The sequence below is a fragment of the Nocardia sp. NPDC005746 genome (assembly GCF_040630785.1).
Classification (GTDB): Bacteria; Actinomycetota; Actinomycetes; order Mycobacteriales; family Mycobacteriaceae; genus Nocardia.
This window is the reverse complement of the sequence record NZ_JBEXYE010000008.1, coordinates 179999-201997: the sequence shown is the minus strand read 5'-3', so window position 1 is coordinate 201997 and position 21999 is coordinate 179999. Positions and strand designations below refer to the sequence as shown.

The window sequence follows — 21999 nt, the reverse complement described above, 5'->3', positions numbered from 1 at the left end:
GTCCCGCCCTCTCTCCGAAGCCGTTTCCTATGTCGAGACCTTACGCATCGGCTATCTAGTAGCGAATTACGTTGTCCGAATCTCATTTCGGCGTGTTGCTCGGATCCGCGTCGTCGAGGACCCGCTCGCCGGCTCCCGTGATCTCAGCCGTCGGCCTTCGGGATGCGCGCTTCGATCCGGGGTGCGAAGATGACAGGTTGGCTGTGGGAAGGGCCACTCGACTACACCCTGTCGTCGACGGGGGCGAGGGCGGCTGAGAGACTGGGTGCCGTGAGTTCTTCTCCGCGTGTGAGCCAGGCGTCGGTCCCGGTTTCAGCCCACCTTTTCGAACGCGCCGCGGCGGTCATTCCCGGCGGCGTGAATTCGCCGGTGCGGGCGTTCAATTCCGTGGGCGGCACGCCGCGGTTCATCGCCTCCGCGCGCGGGTGCACGCTGACCGACGCCGACGGCAACGACTACGTGGACCTGGTGTGCTCGTGGGGCCCGATGATCCTCGGGCACGCGCACCCGGCCGTCGTCGAGGCCGTGCAGCGGGCCGCCACCGGCGGTCTGTCCTTCGGCGCGCCGACCGAGGCCGAAATCGAACTCGCCGAGGCCATCGCGGCCCGGGTCGCTCCGGTCGACCGGGTGCGCCTGGTGAACTCCGGTACCGAGGCCACCATGAGCGCGGTCCGGCTGGCCCGCGGCTTCACCGGCCGCACCAAGATCGTGAAGTTCAGCGGCTGCTACCACGGGCACGTGGACGCGCTGCTGGCCGACGCCGGCTCCGGCGTCGCCACCCTGGGCCTGCCCACCTCGCCCGGCGTCACCGGCGCCCAGGCCGCCGACACCCTGGTGCTGCCCTACAACGACCTCGAGACCGTGGCCGCCGCCTTCGCCGCCCACCCGGGCGAGATCGCGTGTGTCATCACCGAGGCCGCCGCGGGCAATATGGGCGCGGTCGCGCCGGTCCCCGGTTTCAACGAGGGCCTGCGCCGGCTGACCACCGAACACGGCGCGCTGCTGATCATGGACGAGGTCATGACCGGTTTCCGGGTCAGCCACTCCGGCTGGTTCGGCATCGACGGCGTGGCCGGCGACCTGTACACCTTCGGCAAGGTGATGAGCGGCGGCCTGCCCGCCGCCGCGTTCGGCGGTCGCGCCGACATCATGAATCACCTGGCCCCGCTGGGCCCCGTCTACCAGGCGGGCACCCTGTCCGGGAACCCGGTCGCGGTGGCCGCGGGCCTGGCCACGCTGCGCGCCGCCGACGAGTCGGTGTACGCCACCCTGAACAAGAACTCCGAGCGCCTGGGCGGGCTGCTCACCGAGGCGCTGACCGCCGAAGGCGTCGCGCACCGGGTGCAATTCGCGGGCAATATGGTGAGCGTGTTCTTCGCCGAGAACCCGGTCACCGACTACGCCGCCGCCAAGGCCGCCGAGACCTGGCGTTTCCCAGCCTTCTTCCACGCGCTGCTGGATGCCGGTGTGTACGCGCCCCCGAGCGCCTTCGAAGCCTGGTTCGTCTCGGCCGCTCTCGACGAGGACGCGTTCGACCGCATCGCCGCCGCCCTCCCCGCCGCCGCGCGCGCCGCGGCGGCCGCCACTCCCGAAGGATCCGCCGCGTGAGCTCCGTCCACCCCGACTCGGGCGTACCCGCCCCCGCCCAGCACGAGGCTCCTCTCTCCGCCGAAGAGGCCACCCGCCTCCTGGATTCCATCCGCCAAGCCGAGGACGAACTCGCCGAGACCGGTGAGAACATCGCTGTCGCCCCGGCGGGCGACGTGACCGTCGCCCCGGTGACCGAGGCCGAACCCGAGCCCGCCGCAACGGAATCCGATGATTCCGTCGTGGTCGACGACCCCGAGCCGGTCTTCGAGGCCGCCGTCGCCGCGGCCGAGCGATTCGCCGCCGCCTCCACCCGGACCGAGGAGACCGCCGAGCCGGTGGACTCCGCACCCGCCGAGGCCGAGCCCGCGATCGCCGAGGCCGCGGAGCCCGCCCCCGCCCAGGCCGTGGAATCCGTCCCCGCCGAGGCTGTGGAATCCGCCCCCGCCGCGTTCTCGTCCGAGATCGTTGTCGAGGTCGATCCCCAGACCGACGAGTCCGTCGTCTCGGAAGCCGACGTCGCGGTCGCCGACACCGAGGCTCCGGCCCCGGTCACCGGCCCCGGCGGCTTGATCCTCCCCGGTGACGTGGCCGACGACGTCGAGACGATCGTCCACGTCATGCGCCACGGCGAGGTCCACAATCCGAACGGTGTCCTCTACGGCCGCCTGTCCGGTTTCCAGCTGTCGGTGACCGGCCGCGCGCAGGCCCAGGCCGTGGCGCGTTCGCTGTCCGATCACGACATCGCGCTGGTGGTGGCCTCGCCGCTGCAGCGCGCGCAGGAGACCGCGGATCCGATCGCCCAGGGCCACGGCCTGATCATCCGCACCGACGACAATCTGATCGAGGCGGGCAACACCTTCGAGGGCCTGCGGGTCTCGGCGAGCGACGGTGCGCTGCGCAAGCCCCGCCACTGGTGGAAGTTGCGCGACCCGTTCACCCCGTCCTGGGGGGAGCCGTATCTGCAGATCGCGCACCGCATGCTGGCCGCGGTGAACAAGGCGCGGGTGGAGGCCGCCGGTCGCGAGGCCGTGCTGGTGTCGCATCAGCTGCCGGTGTGGACGCTGCGCCGTTTCCTGCAGGGTCAGCGCCTCTGGCACGACCCGCGGAACCGGCAGTGCTCGCTGGCGTCGCTGACTTCCCTGGTCTACCAGGGCGATACGTTGATCGACATCGTCTACTCGGAGCCCGCCGGCGCCTCCGATCCCACGGTGACCGGGGCATGAGCGGGTCAGGCCCGGAGGCGTCGCTCCGCCTCTCCGCGCTTGCTCGCGTGACCACGCAGGGCCCCCGCTCATACCTGGAGGGCGCAGCATGAGCCGCGCCATCGCGTCCCGGCCCGCGTTCGTCCGTCACCCGCTGCGGCGGGTGGCGGGCCTGCTGGCGGGGCTGACCGTGGTGGCCCTGCTCGCCGGGTGCACGACGGCGGGCAAGGACGCGGTGGCCCAGGGCGGCACCTTCGACTTCGTCTCGCCGGGCGGCAAGACCGAGATCTTCTACGATCCGCCGTCCGCGCGCGGCACCATCGGCAAGCTGTCCGGCCCGGATCTGATGCACGACGGCAAGACCACGTCGGTGGACGATTTCCCCGGCAAGGTCGTGGTGCTCAACATCTGGGGCCAGTGGTGTGGCCCGTGCCGCGCGGAAGTCGGTGCGCTGGAACAGGTTTACGAGGCGACGAAGGACAATGGCGTCGCTTTCCTGGGCATCAACGTGCGCGACAACCAGAAGGACAAGGCCCAGGATTTCGTGACCGACAACAAGGTCGGTTACCCCTCCATCTACGACCCGGCCATGCGCAGCCTGCTCGCGCTCGGCGGCAAGTTCCCGACCAGCGTCATCCCCACCACCATCGTGCTGGACAAGCAGCATCGGGTGGCGGCGGTGTTCCTGCGCAGCCTGCTGGCCGAGGACCTGCGGCCGGTGGTGGATCGACTGGCGGCCGAGCAGTGAATCACGTGACCTATCTGGCGAGCGTGGGGGATTCGTTCCAGCAGACCGCCGCCTCCGGACCGCTGCTGCTCGCGCTGGGCGCGTGCCTGCTGGCGGGCCTGGTGTCGTTCGCCTCGCCGTGCGTGGTGCCCCTGGTGCCCGGCTACCTGTCGTATCTGGCGGGCGTGGTCGGCGCGGAGGCCCCGCCGGTGACGGTGGAGTCGGCGCGGAGCGCGAAGACCGCGGTGGCGGGCCGCAATTCGGCGCGCCTGCGGGTGGCGGGCGCGGCGGCGCTGTTCGTGGCGGGCTTCACCGTCGTGTTCGTGCTGGCCGCCACCACCGTGTTCGGCACCATGCAGGCGCTGACCCTCAATCGTGAACTGCTGCAACGGGTCGGCGGCGTGGTGACCATCGTGATGGGTCTGGCCTTCATCGGCCTGATCCCGATGCTGCAGCGCGACACCCGCATGGAGCCGCGCCGTTTCACCGGCATCGTCGGGGCCCCGCTGCTGGGCGCGGTGTTCGCGCTCGGCTGGACCCCGTGCCTGGGCCCGACGCTGTCGGGTGTGATGGCGGTGTCGGCGGGCACCGAGGGCACCACCGCGGTGCGCGGCGTGGCGCTGATCGTGGCGTACTGCCTCGGCCTGGGGCTGCCGTTCATCATCCTGGCCTTCGGTTCGGCGACCGCGCTGCGGGCCGTCGGCTGGCTGCGCCGTAATTCCCGCACCATCCAGGTGACCGGCGGGCTGCTCTTGGTGGCCGTCGGCATCGCCCTGGTGACCGGATCGTGGGACGTGTTCGTCTCCTGGGTCCGCGATGCCTTCGTCTCGAATGTGACCCTGCCGATCTGACATGACTGCCACCATCGAAACCCCCAGCGCCCCCGCCCGTCCGCCGCGTCAGTCGCCGCCGCGCCGCGTCCTCGGCCTGGTCCGCAACACCTGGCGCGGCCTGACCAGCATGCGCACCGCGCTCATGCTGCTGTTCCTGCTGGCCTTGGCCGCCATTCCGGGCGCGCTGCTGCCGCAGCGCAGTCTCAACGCGGGCAAGGTCGACGACTACATCCGCAATCGCGCGACCCTGGGTCCGTGGATGGACCGGTTGCAGCTGTTCGACGTGTTCTCCAGCTTCTGGTTCACGGCCGTCTACGTGCTGCTGTTCGTCTCGCTGGTGGGCTGCATCCTGCCGCGCTGCGTGGACCACTACCGGGCCTTGCGCGCGCCGCTGACCAAGGCTCCGCGCAACCTGTCCCGTCTGCCGCACCACTGGTCCGGCACCGACGCGGAGACCCCGGAGCAGGTGCTGGATCGGGCCCGCGGCCAGATGCGCGGCTGGCGCACGGTGGTGCAGCCGGGCGATCGGGACGGGGAGCTGACCCTGTCCGCGGAGAAGGGCTACACCCGCGAACTCGGCAACCTGGTCTTCCACCTCGCGCTGGTGGGCCTGCTGGCGGCGATCGCGATCGGCAAGCTGTTCGGCTACGAGGGCAATGTCGTGGTGCTCGCCAATGACGGCCCCGGCTTCTGCACCACCTCGCCCGCGGTGTTCGACTCGTTCCGCGCGGGCAATGTCAACGACGGCACCGGGCTGACCCCGATGTGCGTGCGGGTCAAGGACTTCAAGGCCGACTACCTGAAGAACGGTCAGGCGGCGATGTTCACCTCGAACATCCAGTACCAGACCGGCGCCGACCTGGCCTCCGGCCGGTGGAACGACACCACCATCCAGGTGAACCACCCGCTGCGCGTCGCGGGGGACCGGGTGTATCTGCAGGGCCACGGTTTCGCGCCCAAGTTCACGGTGACCTTCCCGAACGGGCAGACCCGCACCGAGGCCATCCAATGGAAGCCGGACGACGCCACCACCTTCCTGTCCTCGGGCGTGCTGCGCATCGATCCACCGGGCGGCATGTATCCGAGCGAGGAGGAGCGCCGCAAGCATCAGGTGGCGATCCAGGGCCTGTTCGCGCCGACCGCGCTCATGCACGGTCAGCTGCTCACCTCCCGGTATCCGGCGATGAGCGATCCCGCGGTGGCCATCGACATCTACAAGGGCGACACCGGTCTGGACACCGGCCGCGCGCAGTCGCTGTTCGCGCTGGATCCGGAGATGATCAAGCAGGGCCGCCTGGTGAAGGAACAGCGGGTGAACCTGAAGCCGGGGGAGACCTCGACCCTGTCCGACGGCACCAAGGTGACCTTCGACGGCGCGGAAGAGTTCGTGAACCTGCAGGTCTCGCACGATCCGGCGCAGCAGTGGGTGCTGGTGTCGGCGTTGACCATGATGGCGGGCCTGTTGGTGTCGCTGCTGGTGAAGCGCCGTCGCATCTGGTTGCGGGTGTACCCCGGCGAGGCGTCCGACGGTGTACGACGTACCGTAGTAGAAATGGGTGGTTTGGCCCGCACCGACCAGGCCGGCTGGGGCGGCGAGTTCGACCGCCTACGTGAGCGGCTGCTGACGGGAGAGAAGTAATGCCGATCGACGAGAATCTCGCCTCTTACAGCGATCTCGGATTCAAATCGGCCATCGTGATCTACGCGCTGGTCTGGATCATGCTGGTCTGGCAGTTCGCCCTCACCCGCACGGTGCCGACCACCACCCGCGAATTGGTCACCGCCGGTGGCGGTTCCGACCCGGTCGCCGAGCCGCCCGCGCCGAACGTGCCTGGCAAGGTGGAGTCGCGCGGCGCCGGTCGCCCGTTCTCCGAGCGTCTCGGCAATATGGGCTTCGCGGTCCTGTTCGTCGGCTTCGGGGTGCACGTGGCCTCGATCGTCTTGCGCGGCTTCGCGACCCACCGTTTCCCGCTGGGCAATATGTTCGAGTTCATCTCGATGGCCTGTGCCGCCGCGGTCCTGCTCGGCCTGTTCCTGCTGAACGACCAGCGCTACCGCGGCATGTGGTCCTTCCTGCTGACCCCGGTGCTGATCCTGCTGTTCCTGGCGGGCACCAAGCTGCACGTGGACGCGGCTCCCGTCGTCCCTGCCCTGAAGTCCTACTGGCTCCCGATCCACGTCACCGTGATCTCGATCGGTTCGGGCGTCTTCCTGGTCTCGGGTATCGCGAGCCTGCTGTTCCTGTTCCGCATCTGGCAGCCCGCGGGCGCGGAGGCCGACAACATCTGGGGCCAGCTGGCCCGCCGCCTCCCCGACGCCCAGCTGCTGGACCGTCTGGCCTACCGCACCACCATCATCGGCTTCCCCATCTTCGGCGCGGGCGTCATCCTGGGCGCGATCTGGGCCGAGGCCGCCTGGGGCCGCTTCTGGGGCTGGGACCCGAAGGAGACCTGCTCCTTCATCGCCTGGGTTCTCTACGCCGCTTACCTGCACGCCCGCGCCACCTCCGGCTGGCGTGACACCAAGGCCGCCTGGATCAACATCGCCGGTTTCGTCGCGATGCTCTTCAACCTCTTCATCATCAATATCGTGGTCAGCGGCCTGCACTCGTATGCCGGACTGAACTGATCCCGCTGTTCTCGAAGGCCCCGGCGCATCTGTGCCGGGGCCTTCTTCGTGCTGGCACTACCCCTGAGTGCTGTTGCGCTGTACGGTATTAAGCGACAGTGATTAGAACACGTTCTAGTTTTAGTGAAGGGGTGCTCGAGATGGCAGTGACGCCGGAGGGCCGGGTTCGCAAGGTGCGCGAGATCGATGTGGGCGAGGCGCCGACGCGGTACGCGCGGGGATGGCACTGCCTCGGACTGGCCGGCGCGTTCCGCGACGGTAAGCCGCACCAGGTTTCGGCCTTCGGGACCAAGCTGGTGATCTTCGCCGACAGCAAGAACGAACTGCACGTGCTCGACTCGTACTGCCGTCACCTCGGCGGCGATCTGAGCATGGGTGAGGTCAAGGGCGACTCCATCGCGTGCCCGTTCCACGACTGGCGCTGGGGCGGAAACGGCAAGTGCACCGGCATCCCGTATGCCCGCCGGGTGCCGCCGCTGGCCCGTACACGCTCGTGGATCACCTTGGAGCGCAACGGACAACTGTTCGTGTGGCACGACCACGAGGGCAACCCGCCCACCGACGAGGTGACGATCCCCTACATCGAGGGTCCGTTCACCGACGCCGAGGGCAATGGCCTGGAGACGATCGGGGACGGCTGGACCGACTGGACCTGGGAGTCCATGATCATCGAGGGCTCCAACTGCCGCGAGATCATCGACAACGTGGTCGACATGGCCCACTTCTTCTACATCCACTACGCGTACCCGACGTACTTCAAGAACGTCTTCGAGGGCCACATCGCGACCCAGTACCTGGACTCCACGGCCCGCCCGGACAAGGGCATGGCCACCCAGTACGGCGGCGACTCCACCCTGAAGTCGGTGGCCTCGTACTTCGGCCCGTCGTACATGGTCAATCCGCTGATCAACAACTACAGCGGCTTCGAGCTCGAGACCGTGCTGATCAACTGCCACTACCCGATCTCGCAGGACGCGTTCGTGCTGCAGTACGGCATGTCGGTGCGCAAGCCGCAGGGTGTCGACGACGCCCAGGCGGACAAGATCGCCAAGAAGATGACCAAGGGCATCGGCGACGGCTTCCTGCAGGACGTCGAGATCTGGAAGCACAAGTCCAAGATCGAGAACCCGCTGCTGACCGAGGAGGACGGCCCGGTCTACCAACTGCGCCGCTGGTACGACCAGTTCTACGTGGACGTCGCCGACATCGACCCGAAGTCGGTGCAGCGCTTCGAGTTCGAGGTCGACACCACCAAGGCGAACGAGGCCTGGGAGGCCGAGGTCGCCGAGAACCTGCGCCGCAAGGCGGAGGAGGACGCCCTCAGCCACTGAGAGTTTGCTCAGCCGTGCTCGTACTCGCCTAGTTCGACGTCGGTCATACGCACCTGACCCCGAGTCAACGGCTCGTAGTCCGCGCCCGATTCCTCACGGATCAGGTGCATGTCCGATAGTTGCCCGTGTCGCTCGGCCCGCCGTGCGGCGGCTCGTTCGTCCCCGGCTTTGCGCCGGGCGTCCTGCGACAGGTTCTGTTCACGCTCCATCAGGCACCTCCGGATGGGCCCAGCTGTGGAACCGGACTGCCCCAGTATGCGCGCGTCGGGCGCGGACCAGGCCCGGAAAAACGACGATCCCCCGTGGGCTGCGCCGAAGCGGTTCCACGGGGGACGGTCACATATATCGCTATGGCTACTTCATTGGCGGAACTTCGGTGAATCAGGTGGATTCGCCATCGCGATGCTCCCGGGAGAGTTTGGCGAGGAAATCCGGATCGTCTTCGGGACCGATAACGCGATTGCGCCGAGCGGGTGCTGGGCCGGTGCCGGCCGATCGCTGGGGTCCGAAGGCCTTCCAGCACAGCATCGCGACGGTCACTACCGCGATGAGTGCCAACAGGTACGCCACGTCGCTCACCTCCTGACTTCGAGGGTAATCCGAGCGCGTACCCGCGGCACGTGAAGCGGACGGTAATCCGTGAATATCGGTGCTACAGGCGGGCCTCGGTGGTGAGGGACCGCAGGAGTTGCAAAACTTCCGACTCGCGGAACCGGCGGTGACCGCCCGGAGTCCGCAGGGAGCCGAGCCGACCCGCGTGAGCCCACCGGGTCACGGTCTTCGGATCGACATGGAACATGGCAGCGACTTGGCCTGGGGTGAGCAGGGTGTCCTGACCGGTGACGGAACCCAATGCGCGGCTCGCCGCGGTGAACGCAGTCATTCGCAAACCTTTCCGTTTCGACAGATCCCTCATCAGTAGCGACATCGTTGCACTGCACCCCCTGGGTGTTCGAACGGTCTCGCTTTGGTAAAGAGGAAGTAATAGACAAAACGGATATCCGTTATGTGTTTACGGTCACTTTTGGCCGTGCCGTAGCGAACGGCCAGCGACATACAGACCGGTTGGCCTGTCTGACCTGGGCGGACGAGGGTCGCGGCCGTTTCCCGATCCGCCGTCCCCTAGTCTGGACCGCGTGAGTGAAGCAACCCGACCCGACGGTGCGGGCCGTAGCCTGGCGCGCAATCTGGCCCTCTACACGGTGGCCCGGCTCGGGCTGGTCGCCGTCATCACCGCGATCATCGTGGGCGTCGCCGCCGCGGTGAAGGTGTCCATTCCCCTCATCGTCGCCCTGTTGTTCGCGCTGCTCATCGCCATGCCGCTGTCGCTGGTGCTGTTCAAGAAGCTGCGGACCCAGGTGAACCGGGACATCGCCGCCGTGGACGCCAAGCGCCGCGCGGACCGCGACCAGCTGCGCTCGAGGCTGCAGGGCAAGGGCGAGCAGTGAAACGCTGCGATCGCAGCGCACCCCGGGCCTGGGTGGACAATGCCGTCCGGCTCATCGACGCGGACTCCCAGCGCAGCGCGGACACGCATTTGCTGCGCTACCCGCTGCCCCCGGAGTGGGGCGTTCAGCTGTACCTGAAGGACGAATCCACCCATCCGACGGGCAGTCTCAAGCACCGGCTGGCGAGATCGCTGTTCCTCTACGCCATTTGCAACGGCTGGGTCGCCGAGGGCACCACGGTGGTGGAGGCTTCGTCAGGATCGACCGCGATCAGCGAGGCCTATTTCGCCAAGATGCTGGGCCTGGACTTCGTGGCCGTGGTCCCGGCGAAGACGTCTCCGGAGAAGCTGGCCCTCATCGAGGCCCAGGGCGGGCGCTGTCACCTGGTGGAACGCGCCCCCGACATCTATGCCGAGGCAGCGCGATTGGCGGCCGAGACCGGCGGCCACTACATGGACCAGTTCACCAATGCCGAGCGCGCCACCGACTGGCGCGGCAACAACAACATCGCGGAGTCCATCTTCCAGCAGATGACCCTGGAGACCCATCCCGTGCCGGCGTGGGTGGTGGTGGGCGCGGGGACCGGCGGTACCGGCGCGACCATCGGCCGCTACCTGCGCTACAAGCGGCACGAGACCCGGCTGGCCGTGGTGGATCCGGAGAACTCGGCGTTCTACGGCGGTTACGAGCTCGATGACCTGGATTATCAGACCGGTATGCCGTCCCGGATCGAGGGCATCGGCCGGCCGCGGGTGGAACCGTCGTTCATTCCGACCGTGGTGGACTGCATGATCGAGGTGCCCGATGCGGCCTCGGTGGCGACCACGCGGCACGCGAGCACGGTGCTGGGCCGGCGCGTGGGCGGCTCCACGGGCACCAATCTGTGGGGGGCCTTTGCCCTGATTGCCGAGATGATCGCCGCGAACCGTACCGGCAGCGTGGTGACGCTGCTCTGTGACGGCGGAGACCGTTATGCCGGAACCTATTTCAATGACGAATGGGTTGCCGACCAGGGGCTGAGCTTGGCCGAGCCGACCGCGGTGCTGACCGAATTCATCGCCACCGGTACTTGGTCGGGCTAGTTTTCGCACGGCACGACGGGTCGGCCGATATCGGTTGGTCACCCATCGGAGAGTTTGCTATCGAGTTGCTGTAATGGGGTTGTGGGCATCGGATCCTTACCTGGCGCAACGTTTTTCGCGCGTCTCGACGGGGTAACGCCACCCTCGGAGGTGTTAATACCCCTTGACGTTTCGGGGCGCTGACGCATCACCGGACGGGTCACCGCGGTGGGTCGATCGACCACCGTTCCCATCACCAGAAGCCACGAATGCAACGTGGATTGGGTGCGCCACATATTGATCCGCATCTCGGTAATCGCCAGTGTGCGCGGATCCCGCACCAACTTGGTGAGATCCCCGCGCTCGACCGCGACCGTGTCGGAATGCCACAGCAGCGCGAAGTCCGGATCGGCCAGGCAGCGGTCGAGGATCTGGGCGCCGCGCTCCTCCTCGCAGGTGCGGGCCAGCTGCATGCGGAAGCGGCTGACCGCCATGCGAACCTCGTTGTCCCAGTTCACCATGACGGTCCGGGAGATCGGATTGAAGATCAGCCATTCCAGGTAGTTGGATCCGGCCACCAGTTCCGGGAAGAACTCCTGGTGCGCGGCGTTGACGGCGAGGACGTCCCATAGTCCGCTGACGTACGCGCCGATGCCGGGGTTGAGCAGGTCCAGGTAGTCCAGGTCGGCCGGGGTCGGCAGGTCGGGTTCGATGCGCGGCAGCGGTCCCTCGGCGAGCACGAGCGCGTACTCGAAGTCGACCGGCGTCAGTTTGAGCGCGGTCGCCAGGGATTCGATGACCCGTCGCGAGGGATTGGCGCCGCCTTCGATCTTGGTCAGGTAGGGCACCGAGAGGTTGGCCAGCCAGGCCAGTTGGGGACGCGTGAGATTCGCGGTGGTGCGGCGCTGGCGAATGTACTCGCCGAACGTAGGTACTCCATCCATTTACTTAGGCAGACCTTACTTGTATGGCCGTCAGTTACACGCGCGGTTGCCGACGGATACCCGTGCGGTTCCCGCTCGACGAGGGTTCGGGCAGTCCGTTCTGCTCCAATAGTTTGAAACAACAACAAATGGGGAGTCGAGTTGGGGCAGCAACCGCGGTCGGCCGGAGATGTGAATGTCGCAGTCGGGCCATGGGTGATCTCATCGGCGCGCGGCAGCGCCATCACCACGCAGCGCAGCACGAAGATCAACGCCTGGGAGCCGTCCGCGTTCGGTCTCTACAAGGACCGTGACGGCGATCTGTGGGAGAAGGTGCCCGGCGGCTGGCGGCTGCGGCTGCAGAACGGCATCCCGGCCGACCCTGACGAGCTGTGGGACTGGACCGACGGCTGCGTGCGCGACTACGCCCCGTTCGTCCCCTTCTGCTGACGGCGAAAACCCTTCCTGATTGTCAATTTTCGTTGACGCGCCGTGAGTGTCAACGTAAATTGACAATCATGAGTGAAGCAACGACTCTGGCGGCCGCCGCCGGCAGCCCCGACCCCCAGGTCGGGCTCCGCGCGGTGCTCGCACTGCGCCGGTTGCTCGAGCGACTCGAGGCCATCCAGGTCACCAATGCCCGCAGGCAGGGCTGGTCCTGGCAAGCCATCGCCGACGCGCTCGAGGTCAGCCGGCAGGCGGTCCACCAGAAGTACAACCGGAAGGGCGGTATCCGCTGATGTTCGAACGATTCGCCAAACCCGCCCGCACCGCGGTCGTCCTGGCCCAGGAGGAAGCGCGCGATCTGTGCTCCTCGACCATCGAGGTCGAGCACATGCTGCTCGGGCTGCTGGTCTGCCCGGACGGAGGCCTGCGGGAAATCCTCGCGGCGCACGGCCTCGCCGCCGACGACGTGCGAGAGGCGCTGGCCCGCAAGCGGACCGGGGAACCGCTCGGCGCCGAGGACGCGGAGGCCCTGCGCTCCATCGGCATCGATCTCGACGCCGTCCGGGAGAGCCTCGAGGCGACCTTCGGCGAGAACGCCCTCGACGAGGCGGCCGTTCCCCCCGAGGGTTCGCGCTGGCGCAAGTACTGGGGGGCGGAAGGCGGCCCGCGCGGCCACATTCCCTTCACCTCGGATTCGAAGAAGATCGTCGAGCTGTCGCTGCGGGAGGCGTTGGCCCGCAAGGCCGACCGCATCGAGGCCGGGCACATGGTGCTGGCCGTGCTGCGCGCGCCCAACCCGGTCACCCGCCGCCTGCTCGGCGACGACGACGCGGTCCGCACCCTGCGCGACGCGGTGACCGGGTACCTGGATCGCGCGGCCTGACCGGTGCCACCGTCCGGCCGGTTCGCGATATCCGGCCGCCGCGCCGATCTCGCCCTACGATCGGGGCATGACGCTACTGATACGTCTGCTGATCAACGGGGTGGCCATCTGGCTGGCCGCCGCCTGGGTGACCGGCATCGAGATCAAGACCCCCGAGGACACCACCCAGAGCAAGATCTTGGTGATCGCCGCCATCACGGTCGTGTTCGCGATCGTGAACGCGCTCGTGAAACCGATCGTGAAGGTGCTCTCGTTCCCCTTCATCGTGGTGTCGCTGGGCCTGTTCCTGCTGGTGATCAACGCGCTCATGCTGTGGCTGACCGCGAAGATCACCGAGACCACGGAGTACGGCCTGCGGGTGGACGGATTCTGGGCCGCGGTGCTCGGCGGAATCATCATCTCGCTGGTGAACTGGGTGCTCGGCGTCCTGGTCCCCGACGAGGACTGAGCACCGCGGACCGTCCGCGCGGGTCAGCCGATGGCCAGCGCGGCGGCCACCACGATCGACCAGATCAGCATCGCCTGACCGGTTCCGGCGAGGGCGGGAATCAGACCCGGCCCGTTCGCGCCGGACCGGACCGGCTCATTGGCCTTCACCGCCGCCGGCAGCGCGACCAGCGCGGCCAGGGTCCAGGGACTTCTCCAGGCCAGCAGGGCCAGTGCCAGGAACGGGACCAGGATCAGCACCTGGTGCAGGGTGCGGGTGCGGGCGTCGCCCAGCCGCACGGCCAAGGTGAGCTTGCCCGACTCGGTGTCGGTGGGGATGTCGCGCAGATTATTGGTGACCAGCACCGCGCTGGAGAAGGCGCCGACCGACACCGCGCACACCAGCCCCGCCCAGTCGACCCGCCCGGCCTGCACGAACTCGGTGCCCAGCACCGCCACCAGGCCGAAGAACACGAACACGGCGATCTCACCGAAGCCGCTGTACCCGTACGGGTTCCGGCCGCCGGTGTAGAACCAGGCTCCGGCCAGGCAGGCCGCGCCGACCAGGATCAGCCACCAGGCGGTGGTGAACACCAGCACCAGCCCGATGATCGCGCCGATCGTGAGGCAGGCGATGGCGGCATTGCGCACCGCGGCCGGACTCGCGAGCTTGGAGCCGACCAGCCGCAGCGGGCCGACCCGCTCGTCGTCGGTGCCGCGAATGCCGTCGGAGTAGTCGTTGGCGTAGTTGACGCCGATGATGAGCGCCACCGAGAGCAGCAGGCACAGCACCGCTTTCCACCACACGAACCCGCCGACCGAGGCCGCGGCGCCGGTGCCCGCCAGCACCGGGGCGATGGCGTTCGGAAGGGTGCGCGGCCGCGCGCCCTCGATCCACTGTGCTGCTGTAGCCATGCACCGCAGCCTAATGCGAGGGGCGCGGGCCGTGCCCGTCCAGTTCGACGGCGGTGTGGCTCAGGTCTCGGCGACGGCCTTGAGCTGGGCCAGGCCCTTCTCGAAGTCCTTGCCCACCAGGCGATCCATCGGCATCAGTTTGCCGACGAGGGCCATCAGGCCGTTCTGCTCGCCGCGCATGCGCCAGGTCACGGCGGTGGTGTCACCCTGCGGGCGGAATTCGAAGGTGACCTGGTTGGTGGCCTTGAACGGCTTCTCGAAGTGCAGTCTGATGCCGATGGCGTCCGCGGTGGCGGAGGTGATCTCCATATCGCCGCGCCCGGCCTTGCGGTTGCCGTTCCAGAAGTAGCGGGCCCCGATACCGCGGTCGGCCCCGCTGTAGGTGCGTTCCATGGCGGGGTCGGCGTCCTCCCACGGCGACCACTTGCGCCACTGGTGGAAGTCGTCGACGAGCGCCTGAACCTGAGCGGGATCGGCCTTGATGACCGTTTCCCGCTGTATGTCGAATTCGGCCATGTCCAGAGCCTAGGTGCTGCCGCCCGCCGACGGCCGACCCTCGGCAAAACCGGTGGCCGCGAGTCCGGTCGCTCGGGTAAGCCGGTACCCGCGCTCGCGGCCCGGCGCGTCCGGCGGCAGCGGGATCGCTCACCTACGATTGGTTGGGAATGAATTCGGAAAAAGGCAGTTCGAGCGGCGCGGGCAGCGCGCGGGTGGCGGATGTGGGCGACTCGATCCTGGTGGCACTGCTGGGTGAGATCGCCCTGCGCCGCGACGGCGCGCTCGCCGCTGTACCCGGAGCCCGGGCCCGGCTGCTGGTGGCGGCCCTGGCCGTGCACCCCGGCCGCAGCCGCAGCGCGCAGGCCCTGATCGACGAGGTGTGGGGCGAGGATCCGCCGCGCGCGCCGATGAACGCCCTGCACACCCAGGTCTCGCGGCTGCGTTCGGCGCTGCCCGACGGTGTGCTCGAGATCGGCCCGGCCGGATACCGGCTCATGCTGACCGCCGACCAGGTCGACCTGAGTCTGGCGCGGTCCCTCGAAAGGCAAGCCCGCCAAGCCCATACCGCCGGTGACCATGCCGCCTGCCTGGAACTGCTGGCCGCCGCCCGCGCCCTGTGGCGCGGCGAACCCGGCGCGGACCTGCCGCCCGGACCGGTCGCCGAGGACCTGGCCGCTCAGGCCGCGACCCGCCGCCGCGCCCTGGACACCCTGGAACTGACCGCCCGCGAGGCCATCGGCGATCTGCCCGCCGCCATCGAACTGGCCCAGCACGCCGTGGCCGCCGACCCGTTCGACGAGCCCGCGCACGCCACCCTCATGCGCCTGCTGGCCACCGCGGGCCGCGTCAACGAGGCCCTCGATGTCTTCGCCACCCTGCGCACCCGCCTGGTCGACCAGCTCGGCGCGGACCCGGGCCCCGCGCTGGTGGCGCTGAACACCGCCATCCTGCGCGGCGAACCACTCCCCGGCGCGCCCGCCGTGCCGAGGAGCTCGGCTCCGGGCCGCGGCGGGCCGGACACGAGAATCATTGCGGTCCCCAGCTATTCGGACGATGACGGCGATCCGTCGGTCCAGGGCCATGTCACGGGAGCGGGGTATCCGCCCGGGCGGAGTCATGCCGAGGGGCGCGGCAACGCAGCGGGTCACGGGCCCGGCTCGATGAGCGGGGCGCCCGAACCCGCGGACCACGACCGCCTCGGTCGCCGGCACGGCAACGGTTCCGGGGTGATCGCGGTTCGCGCGCAGGAGGATTCGGGCTCGGCCCTGGCCGACACACCAGTGACCGCCGGACAGGTACGTTCTCTCCGCCGAGTGCTGGGCGCACAGCACGCCGCGGGTGCGCGGGAACCGGTGGGGGAGACCGCCATCGGCCTGCGGGTCGCGCCGAATCCCTTGCTGGGCCGCGAATCCGATCTGGAGCGGCTCGAGCAGTTGGTCCGGAGCTCCCGGGTGACCACGGTGCTCGGCCCGGGCGGCACCGGCAAGACCCGCGTCGCCAATGAGCTGGGCGCGCGCCTGTCCCACGACACCGCGGTGGCTCTGGTGGAGTTGGCCTCGCTGCGCGCCGATGCGGCGGGCGCGGCCGACACGCGAGCCGAGATCGAGGTCGCCATCGCGGCCACCCTCGGCGTCGCCGACTGGGAAACGAACATGCTGATCCAGCAGCGCCGCCGTGATATCGGCCAGCGGCTGCGGGACGCGCTGGCGGTGCGGCCGACCCTGCTCATCCTCGACAACTGCGAGCACCTGATCGAGCCGGTGGCCGAACTGGTGGCCGACCTCGTCGGCGCCAGCGAGCAGCTGACCGTGCTCACCACCAGCCGCGCGCCGCTGGAGATCACGGCCGAGGCCGTCTACCCGTTGCCGCCGTTGACAATCGACTCCGCCGGCTCGCCCGCCACCGAACTGTTCGAGGCCCGCGCCCGCTCGGTGCGGCCGTCGGTGCGGTTGGACCCGGAGGTGGTGGCCCGACTGTGCCGCACCCTGGACGGTCTGCCGCTCGCCATCGAATTGGCGGCGGCGCGGGTGCGCACCATGAGCGTGGAGGAGATCGACTCCCGCCTCGATCACCGATTCACCCTGCTGCGCAGCGGTGATCGCAGTTCGCCGCAGCGGCACCGCACCCTGTACGCGGTGATCGAGTGGAGCTGGAACCTGCTCGACGAGCCGCAGCGCATCGCGCTGCGCCGGCTGTGCCGATTTCCTGCGGGGTTCACCCTCGCCGCGGCCGAGACAGTGCTGTCCGGACCCGAGATCGGCGATGTCCCCACGGCGGTCGACGGTCTGGTGAGCCAGTCCCTGCTGACGGTGCTCGAGGACGAACAGGGCGGCACCCGCTACCGGATGCTGGAAACGGTCCGGGAATTCGGAGACGAGCAGCTCGCCCTCACCGGTGAGGCCGGTCCGCTGATGGACCGGATGTCGGAGTGGGCCAGGGCTTTCGCGGTGGAGACGGTGGCCGGTTATCAATCGCCCGAACAGATCTCCACCGTGCTGACCCTGTCCGATGAACAGGACAACCTGGTCGCGGTGCTGCGGCACGCCGTCGAGCGCCGGGACGCGGCCGTGGTGCACACGGTGTTCCCGGTGCTGGCGGGATTGTGGGTGCTGCGTGGCGCGCACATGGAGTTGATCAGCTGGTCGCGGCGGATCATGACGGTGCCGGCCCGCGTCCGCCCGCCGGTCGCCGCGGAGACCGATCTGCAGGTGCTGGGCAATCTGATGCTGGGCCTGCACATGCTGTTCGGCAATCCCGAGCTGCGCGAGGTGGCGACGGTCCGCGGTTGGATCCGCCGCACCCTGAGCTCCGGCGCTCCGATGAGCCCGGTGTTCCGTTTTCTCGGCGAACTGGTGACGCGGTCGTACACCACCATGCAACTGGCCAGGCGGCTGGCCTACGGCACCCGGTCGAGCGATCAGCAGATCCAGGTCACGGCATTGTTGTTGCGCGCCAACCTGTGTGAGAACAGTGGCATCGTGTACGGCTCGATCCGCGACGCCGAGACCGCCATGCGCATCAATGCCGATCGTGACATCTGGAACTCGGCGATGACCTCCCAGCACCTGGGCAGCTTGCACGGTCAGTCGGGCCGGTACCCGGCGGCGGTCGGCTATTACCGCCGGACCGTCGAGCTCATGGAGGAATTCCGGGCCTGGGACGAGAGCGTCGAGATGCGCAGCTATCTGGCCGTGGCGCTGGCGGGTTCGGGCGAACCGGCGGCGGCGCGGCGGGCATTGGAGCCGGTGCTGGGCTCCTACGGCGGCATTCCCGCGGTCGATGCGCCCGTGACCCAGCCGAATCACCGGCTGGCCGTGGTGGCGGCCGCGCTCGCGGAAATCGAACTCGTCGAAGGCGACACCGACACCGGGTTACGCCGGTTCCGGCAGGTGCTGCCCTTGCTGGACTGGCCGGAGAGCGTCACCGTGCCCGGCCCCGGCGACATGATCCTGGCCTCGGTGACCATCGACGCGCATGTCCTGCACGGCCGCGCGGACCTGGTCCGCCGGATGGCCGCCGAGTTGGCCGACATCGCGGTCCGCAAGCTGGGCCAGTACTGGGACCTGCCGCAGCTGGGTTCGGTGGCGTGCGCGGTCGGCAGTTGCCTGCTGGCCACCGGTTCGGAGGTCGATCGCGGTCTGGAGCTGCTGGCGTTGTCGCAGCGGGTCTTCGGTCGCCAGGACTATCCATCCATGCGCTGGACCCGGCATCTCGACCTGCACCGCTCGACACAGGGCGACGAGCGGCTGGACGCCGCGCTGCACTCGGTCGCGGGGCTGGGCCGCCGCAAGGCCGCCGAGCGCATCATCGAGCTCCTGGGCGAGCTCGACGGCGTGCTCTGATCCCGGACCCGCGAGAAACGCCCGCCCACCGGATTCCGGTGGGCGGGCGCATCTTTCGAGCGGGTCAGGCGCGGCGCATGTAGGCCCGCACCGCGAGCGGCGCGAAGACCAGGATGACCACGACCGAGCCGATCAGCGACCAGGCCAGGTTCGAGCTGTAGACGTTGCCGTTCATCAGCTCGCGGGCGGACTCGACCATGTAGTAGACCGGGTTGGCCTTGTTGATGCCCTGCAGCCAGCCGGGCATGGTGGACACCTGGGCGAAGGCGCCGGACATGAAGGTCAGCGGGAACATGATCATCATGGACATGCCCTGGACCGCCGGGGCGCTCTTGCCGGTGATGCCGATCAGCGCCCAGATCCAGCTGATCGCGAAGGAGCAGAACACCACGACCAGTCCGGCGACCACGACACCGGCCACGCCGCCGGCGGGACGGTAGCCGAGGATCAGGCCCATGCCGATGGTCAGCGTGGTGGCCAGCCCGTATCGGACCATATCGGCGATGAGCGCGCCGGCCAGCGCCGAGATACGGGCGATGGGCAGGGATTTGAAGCGGTCGAACACGCCCTTGTCCATGTCCTCGCGCAGCTGGGTGCCGGTGACGACCGAGGTCAGCACCACGGTCTGGACCAGGATGCCGGGGATCAGGATGGGCAGGTAGTCGTGCACGTTGCCGCCGATGGCGCCGCCGAAGATGTAGGCGAACAGGGCGGTGAACAGGATCGGCTGCACGGTGACGTCGAACAGCTGCTCGGGATTGTGCTTGATCTTGACGATCCCGCGGTAGGCCATGGTGAGCGAGTTCGCCACGGTCTGCTGGAACGGGATGTGGTTGGAGACTTCGGGGATGGGGGCGGCGGTGGCCGCGTGCCGCCCGGTGGGGGCGGTGAGAGTCGTGGTCATGCCGCGCTCCGTTCGGTGTCGTTGTCGGTCTCGTCCTCGGCGCCGTGCCCGGTGAGGGCGAAGAAGACCTCGTCCAGGCTGGGCTTGGCGACATTGATCTCGTCGATGCGGATGTCGTTATCGCGCAACCGGATCAGGACGTCGGTGGTGATGGAGGGGTCGGGCAGGGGCGCGGTGACGCGGCCCGCCTCGGGGGTGATGGTGGCCTCGACGGCGCGGCCCGCGGCGCGGGACAGGTACTCGCCCACCAGGATCCGGGCCTCGTCGATGCGGTCGCGGTCGGCGAGGGTGAGTTGCAGGGTGGACAGGCCGACCGAGGACTTGAGCTGGTCGGAGGTGCCGTCGGCGATGACCTTGCCGCGGTCGATGACCGCGATCCGGTCGGCGAGCTGATCGGCCTCGTCCAGGTACTGCGTGGTGAGCAGCACTGTGGAACCGTCGCGCACCAGCCGCCGGATGGTGTCCCACATCTGGGCGCGGGTGCGCGGGTCCAGGCCGGTGGTCGGTTCGTCGAGGAACAGCAGCGGCGGCCGGGCGATCAGGCTGGCGGCCAGGTCGAGGCGCCGCCGCATGCCGCCGGAGAAGTTCTCCAGCGCCTTGTCGGAGGCCTCGGTCAGGCCGAACTCCTCGAGCAGTTCGGCGGACTTGCGTCGCGACTCGGCCCGGGACAGGCCGAGCAGTCGCGAGAAGATCACCAGATTCTCGGTGGCCGTGAGCTTTTCGTCGACGGACGCGTACTGGCCGGTCACGCCGATCAGGGAGCGGACCGCGGTCGGTTCGGCCACCACGTCGCGGCCGAAGATGCGGGCGCTGCCGCCGTCCGGGCGGAGCAGGGTGGCGAGCATACGGATGGTCGTGGTCTTGCCGGCCCCGTTCGGGCCCAGCACGCCGTAGACAGCCCCCCGCGGCACCGCGAGACTGACGCCGTCGACGGCCCGCTGCTCCCCGAAGACCTTGACCAGGCCGTCCGCCTCGATGGCGAGCGTCTCAGCAGGTGTGTAAGAAGTCATGGCTACACCTTGCGGACCGCGCCTTGCACCCCGCTTGCACGGCGATTGCACGCGCACGCAAGGGCGTCGCGAGCCGGCGCAAGGGCCGCTTGCACGGGGTTCCAGGGATGCCCTGAGCAGCGAAAAGGCCCGTCCATCGGCGGATGGGCGGGCCCGGATCGATCGAGTGTCAGTTGGGTGAGGCGGCCAGCAGGAGCCGGCGGAGGGCGGCGCGGTCGGGCTTGCCGGGCCCGCGCAGCGGCAGTTCGTCGAGCACCGCCAGCTCGCGCGGGGCGGCGATGGCGTCGAGTTCGGCGACCACGTGGTCGCGCAGTTCGTCGAGGGTGGGGGCGCTGGCCCCGGGGGCCGGGACGATGGCGGTGGCCACCCGCTGGCCGAGCCGGTCGTCGGGCAGGCCGAGGACCACGCATTCGGAGACCGCGGGGTGGGTGATCAGCACGGCCTCGACGACCTGCGGGATGACCAGCAGCCCGCCGGTCATGATGGCCTCGTCGAGGCGGCCGGTGATGGTGAGCACGCCGTCCTCGACGAATCCCGCGTCCTCGGTGCGGAACCAGCCGGGTTCGGCGAAGGCGGGATGGTCGGGGATATTGCGGTAGCCCCTGGCGATCATGTCGCCGCCGAGCAGCACCCGCCCGTCCTCGATGCGTACCTCGGTGCCCGTCAGCGGTACTCCCTCGTACACGCACCCGCCGCAGGTCTCGCTCATGCCGTAGGTGCGGAAGACGGTGATGCCCGCGGCGCGGGCGCGGTCCAGCACGGGTTTCGGGGTGGCGGCCCCGCCGACCAGTACGCCGTCGAGTCCGGCCAGGGCGGCGGTGGCGGCCGGCTCGTCGAGGGCCTTGATCAGCTGGGTCGGGACCAGGGAGGTGTAGCGGCGCGGGCCGCGCATGCCGGCGATCGCGCCGACCAGGGCCTCGGGCAGGAAGCCGCCGGAGACGTCGAGCACGGCCGGTTCGGTCCCGGCCAGAATGCTGCGCAGCAGCACCTGGATGCCCGCGATGTGATGGGTGGGCAGCGCCAGCAGCCACTGTCCGGGACCGCCCAGGCGCTCGTGGGTGGCGTCGCCGCTGGCCCGCAGATTGGCGGCGGTGAGCATGGCGCCCTTGGGGTTTCCGGTGGTGCCGGAGGTGGTGACCACCAGGGCCACTTCCTCGTCGATGGCCTCGCCGGGCCGCAGGCTGGAACTCAGGCGCTGGGTCTCGCGGCGGTCGGCGGTGGGGACGGGCAGCCAGGCCGGGCCGTTGCCCTCCAAGGCTTCTCGCAGATGCGGCAATACTTCGCCCACCGCTGCGCCGGTGGGCATGGGAAGGGTTCGGAGGGTATTGCTC

23 protein-coding genes are annotated in these 21999 nt (G+C 69.0%); 14 read left to right on the top strand and 9 right to left on the bottom strand.

What is annotated here, in order from left to right:
* Positions 1-270 precede the first annotated feature (270 nt).
* The 7 genes from hemL to ABZ412_RS17555 all read left to right on the top strand — a co-directional run bounded on the left by hemL (position 271) and on the right by ABZ412_RS17555 (position 8311).
* Positions 271-1608 carry a glutamate-1-semialdehyde 2,1-aminomutase gene (hemL, locus tag ABZ412_RS17585; protein ID WP_357281854.1) on the top strand — a complete coding sequence of 446 codons (1338 nt, stop codon included), beginning with the start codon at positions 271-273 and terminating at the stop codon, positions 1606-1608.
* A 599-nt stretch (positions 1609-2207) separates the two neighbouring features.
* Entirely contained in the window at positions 2208-2813 is a 606-nt protein-coding gene (locus ABZ412_RS17580) for a histidine phosphatase family protein (RefSeq protein WP_357282038.1), read from the top strand.
* Positions 2814-2901: 88 nt separating this feature from the next.
* Positions 2902-3540, top strand: a complete 639-nt coding sequence (locus ABZ412_RS17575; RefSeq protein WP_357281852.1) for a TlpA disulfide reductase family protein — start codon at positions 2902-2904, stop codon at positions 3538-3540.
* Positions 3541-3545: 5 nt separating this feature from the next.
* Positions 3546-4370, top strand: a complete 825-nt coding sequence (locus ABZ412_RS17570) for a cytochrome c biogenesis CcdA family protein (protein ID WP_357281851.1) — start codon at positions 3546-3548, stop codon at positions 4368-4370.
* A 1-nt stretch (position 4371) separates the two neighbouring features.
* Positions 4372-5991, top strand: coding sequence for a cytochrome c biogenesis protein ResB (locus ABZ412_RS17565; RefSeq protein ID WP_357281849.1), 1620 nt, complete (start codon positions 4372-4374; stop codon positions 5989-5991).
* Positions 5991-6980, top strand: coding sequence for a c-type cytochrome biogenesis protein CcsB (ccsB, locus tag ABZ412_RS17560; protein ID WP_357281847.1), 990 nt, complete (start codon positions 5991-5993; stop codon positions 6978-6980). The genes ABZ412_RS17565 and ccsB overlap by 1 nt, the downstream gene beginning before the upstream one ends.
* A gap of 140 nt (positions 6981-7120) precedes the next feature.
* Positions 7121-8311: a Rieske 2Fe-2S domain-containing protein gene (locus tag ABZ412_RS17555; RefSeq protein WP_357281845.1), complete on the top strand. Its 1191-nt coding sequence runs from the start codon at positions 7121-7123 to the stop codon at positions 8309-8311.
* 8 nt (positions 8312-8319) lie between these two features.
* On the opposite strand, the gene ABZ412_RS17550 is transcribed toward ABZ412_RS17555, so the two are convergent.
* The 3 genes from ABZ412_RS17550 to ABZ412_RS17540 form a co-directional block, all read right to left on the bottom strand.
* Positions 8320-8520 (bottom strand): hypothetical protein, encoded by a 201-nt coding sequence (locus ABZ412_RS17550; protein WP_357281844.1) that lies wholly within the window; start codon positions 8518-8520, stop codon positions 8320-8322.
* 172 nt (positions 8521-8692) lie between these two features.
* Positions 8693-8881, bottom strand: a complete 189-nt coding sequence (locus ABZ412_RS17545; protein ID WP_357281842.1) for a hypothetical protein — start codon at positions 8879-8881, stop codon at positions 8693-8695.
* Between the two features lie 82 nt (positions 8882-8963).
* Complete coding sequence (locus tag ABZ412_RS17540; RefSeq protein ID WP_357281841.1) at positions 8964-9194, bottom strand: BldC family transcriptional regulator; 231 nt, start codon at positions 9192-9194, stop codon at positions 8964-8966.
* Positions 9195-9447: 253 nt separating this feature from the next.
* Here ABZ412_RS17540 and ABZ412_RS17535 point away from each other — a divergent pair, with 253 nt between their 5' ends.
* Together ABZ412_RS17535 and ABZ412_RS17530 are read left to right on the top strand one after the other, a co-directional pair.
* Positions 9448-9759 carry a DUF4229 domain-containing protein gene (locus ABZ412_RS17535; RefSeq protein ID WP_357091000.1) on the top strand — a complete coding sequence of 104 codons (312 nt, stop codon included), beginning with the start codon at positions 9448-9450 and terminating at the stop codon, positions 9757-9759.
* Positions 9756-10841 carry a PLP-dependent cysteine synthase family protein gene (locus tag ABZ412_RS17530; RefSeq protein ID WP_357281839.1) on the top strand — a complete coding sequence of 362 codons (1086 nt, stop codon included), beginning with the start codon at positions 9756-9758 and terminating at the stop codon, positions 10839-10841. Before ABZ412_RS17535 ends, ABZ412_RS17530 begins: the two co-directional genes overlap by 4 nt.
* Positions 10842-10879: 38 nt before the next feature.
* Here the strand turns inward: ABZ412_RS17530 and ABZ412_RS17525 are convergent, their stop codons facing one another.
* Positions 10880-11764, bottom strand: a complete 885-nt coding sequence (locus ABZ412_RS17525) for a helix-turn-helix domain-containing protein (protein WP_357281838.1) — start codon at positions 11762-11764, stop codon at positions 10880-10882.
* A 195-nt stretch (positions 11765-11959) separates the two neighbouring features.
* Here ABZ412_RS17525 and ABZ412_RS17520 point away from each other — a divergent pair, with 195 nt between their 5' ends.
* The 4 genes from ABZ412_RS17520 (at position 11960) to ABZ412_RS17505 (ending at position 13521) form a co-directional block, all read left to right on the top strand.
* Complete coding sequence (locus ABZ412_RS17520; RefSeq protein WP_357281836.1) at positions 11960-12193, top strand: hypothetical protein; 234 nt, start codon at positions 11960-11962, stop codon at positions 12191-12193.
* Between the two features lie 68 nt (positions 12194-12261).
* Positions 12262-12483 carry a helix-turn-helix domain-containing protein gene (locus ABZ412_RS17515; RefSeq protein ID WP_067817856.1) on the top strand — a complete coding sequence of 74 codons (222 nt, stop codon included), beginning with the start codon at positions 12262-12264 and terminating at the stop codon, positions 12481-12483.
* Entirely contained in the window at positions 12483-13073 is a 591-nt protein-coding gene (locus ABZ412_RS17510; RefSeq protein ID WP_357281834.1) for a Clp protease N-terminal domain-containing protein, read from the top strand. The genes ABZ412_RS17515 and ABZ412_RS17510 overlap by 1 nt, the downstream gene beginning before the upstream one ends.
* Positions 13074-13140: 67 nt before the next feature.
* A complete protein-coding gene (locus tag ABZ412_RS17505) occupies positions 13141-13521 on the top strand; it encodes a phage holin family protein (protein WP_357281832.1) in 381 nt (126 codons plus the stop codon).
* A gap of 23 nt (positions 13522-13544) precedes the next feature.
* Here the strand turns inward: ABZ412_RS17505 and ABZ412_RS17500 are convergent, their stop codons facing one another.
* Together ABZ412_RS17500 and ABZ412_RS17495 are read right to left on the bottom strand one after the other, a co-directional pair.
* Positions 13545-14414, bottom strand: coding sequence for a 1,4-dihydroxy-2-naphthoate polyprenyltransferase (locus ABZ412_RS17500; protein ID WP_357281831.1), 870 nt, complete (start codon positions 14412-14414; stop codon positions 13545-13547).
* Positions 14415-14474: 60 nt separating this feature from the next.
* The gene (locus tag ABZ412_RS17495) at positions 14475-14930 is read right to left on the bottom strand and encodes an SRPBCC family protein (RefSeq protein ID WP_357281829.1); all 456 of its coding nucleotides are present in this window, start codon (positions 14928-14930) and stop codon (positions 14475-14477) included.
* Positions 14931-15079: 149 nt separating this feature from the next.
* Here ABZ412_RS17495 and ABZ412_RS17490 point away from each other — a divergent pair, with 149 nt between their 5' ends.
* Entirely contained in the window at positions 15080-18754 is a 3675-nt protein-coding gene (locus tag ABZ412_RS17490; RefSeq protein WP_357281828.1) for a BTAD domain-containing putative transcriptional regulator, read from the top strand.
* A 64-nt stretch (positions 18755-18818) separates the two neighbouring features.
* Here the strand turns inward: ABZ412_RS17490 and ABZ412_RS17485 are convergent, their stop codons facing one another.
* From ABZ412_RS17485 to menE, 3 genes are all read right to left on the bottom strand, one after another.
* Positions 18819-19658 carry an ABC transporter permease gene (locus ABZ412_RS17485; RefSeq protein WP_357281826.1) on the bottom strand — a complete coding sequence of 280 codons (840 nt, stop codon included), beginning with the start codon at positions 19656-19658 and terminating at the stop codon, positions 18819-18821.
* The gene (locus tag ABZ412_RS17480; protein ID WP_357281824.1) at positions 19655-20668 is read right to left on the bottom strand and encodes an ATP-binding cassette domain-containing protein; all 1014 of its coding nucleotides are present in this window, start codon (positions 20666-20668) and stop codon (positions 19655-19657) included. Before ABZ412_RS17480 ends, ABZ412_RS17485 begins: the two co-directional genes overlap by 4 nt.
* A 169-nt stretch (positions 20669-20837) precedes the next feature.
* Entirely contained in the window at positions 20838-21974 is a 1137-nt protein-coding gene (gene menE, locus ABZ412_RS17475; RefSeq protein WP_357282036.1) for an o-succinylbenzoate--CoA ligase, read from the bottom strand.
* Positions 21975-21999 lie beyond the last annotated feature (25 nt).

Bases quoted from the DNA above. Each gene is read 5' to 3' on its own strand.
- ABZ412_RS17540 (WP_357281841.1), bottom strand. From the start codon at position 9,194: ATGACTGCGTTCACCGCGGCGAGCCGCGCATTGGGTTCCGTCACCGGT.
- ABZ412_RS17480 (WP_357281824.1), bottom strand. From the start codon at position 20,668: ATGACTTCTTACACACCTGCTGAGACGCTCGCCATCGAGGCGGACGGC.
- ccsB (WP_357281847.1), top strand. From the start codon at position 5,991: ATGCCGATCGACGAGAATCTCGCCTCTTACAGCGATCTCGGATTCAAA.
- ABZ412_RS17580 (WP_357282038.1), top strand. From the start codon at position 2,208: ATGCGCCACGGCGAGGTCCACAATCCGAACGGTGTCCTCTACGGCCGC.
- ABZ412_RS17490 (WP_357281828.1), top strand. From the start codon at position 15,080: ATGAATTCGGAAAAAGGCAGTTCGAGCGGCGCGGGCAGCGCGCGGGTG.
- ABZ412_RS17575 (WP_357281852.1), top strand. From the start codon at position 2,902: ATGAGCCGCGCCATCGCGTCCCGGCCCGCGTTCGTCCGTCACCCGCTG.
- ABZ412_RS17505 (WP_357281832.1), top strand. From the start codon at position 13,141: ATGACGCTACTGATACGTCTGCTGATCAACGGGGTGGCCATCTGGCTG.
- ABZ412_RS17510 (WP_357281834.1), top strand. From the start codon at position 12,483: ATGTTCGAACGATTCGCCAAACCCGCCCGCACCGCGGTCGTCCTGGCC.
- ABZ412_RS17500 (WP_357281831.1), bottom strand. From the start codon at position 14,414: ATGGCTACAGCAGCACAGTGGATCGAGGGCGCGCGGCCGCGCACCCTT.
- ABZ412_RS17525 (WP_357281838.1), bottom strand. From the start codon at position 11,764: ATGGATGGAGTACCTACGTTCGGCGAGTACATTCGCCAGCGCCGCACC.
- ABZ412_RS17515 (WP_067817856.1), top strand. From the start codon at position 12,262: ATGAGTGAAGCAACGACTCTGGCGGCCGCCGCCGGCAGCCCCGACCCC.
- ABZ412_RS17565 (WP_357281849.1), top strand. From the start codon at position 4,372: ATGACTGCCACCATCGAAACCCCCAGCGCCCCCGCCCGTCCGCCGCGT.
- ABZ412_RS17495 (WP_357281829.1), bottom strand. From the start codon at position 14,930: ATGGCCGAATTCGACATACAGCGGGAAACGGTCATCAAGGCCGATCCC.
- ABZ412_RS17555 (WP_357281845.1), top strand. From the start codon at position 7,121: ATGGCAGTGACGCCGGAGGGCCGGGTTCGCAAGGTGCGCGAGATCGAT.
- ABZ412_RS17485 (WP_357281826.1), bottom strand. From the start codon at position 19,658: ATGACCACGACTCTCACCGCCCCCACCGGGCGGCACGCGGCCACCGCC.
- menE (WP_357282036.1), bottom strand. From the start codon at position 21,974: ATGCCCACCGGCGCAGCGGTGGGCGAAGTATTGCCGCATCTGCGAGAA.
- ABZ412_RS17550 (WP_357281844.1), bottom strand. From the start codon at position 8,520: ATGGAGCGTGAACAGAACCTGTCGCAGGACGCCCGGCGCAAAGCCGGG.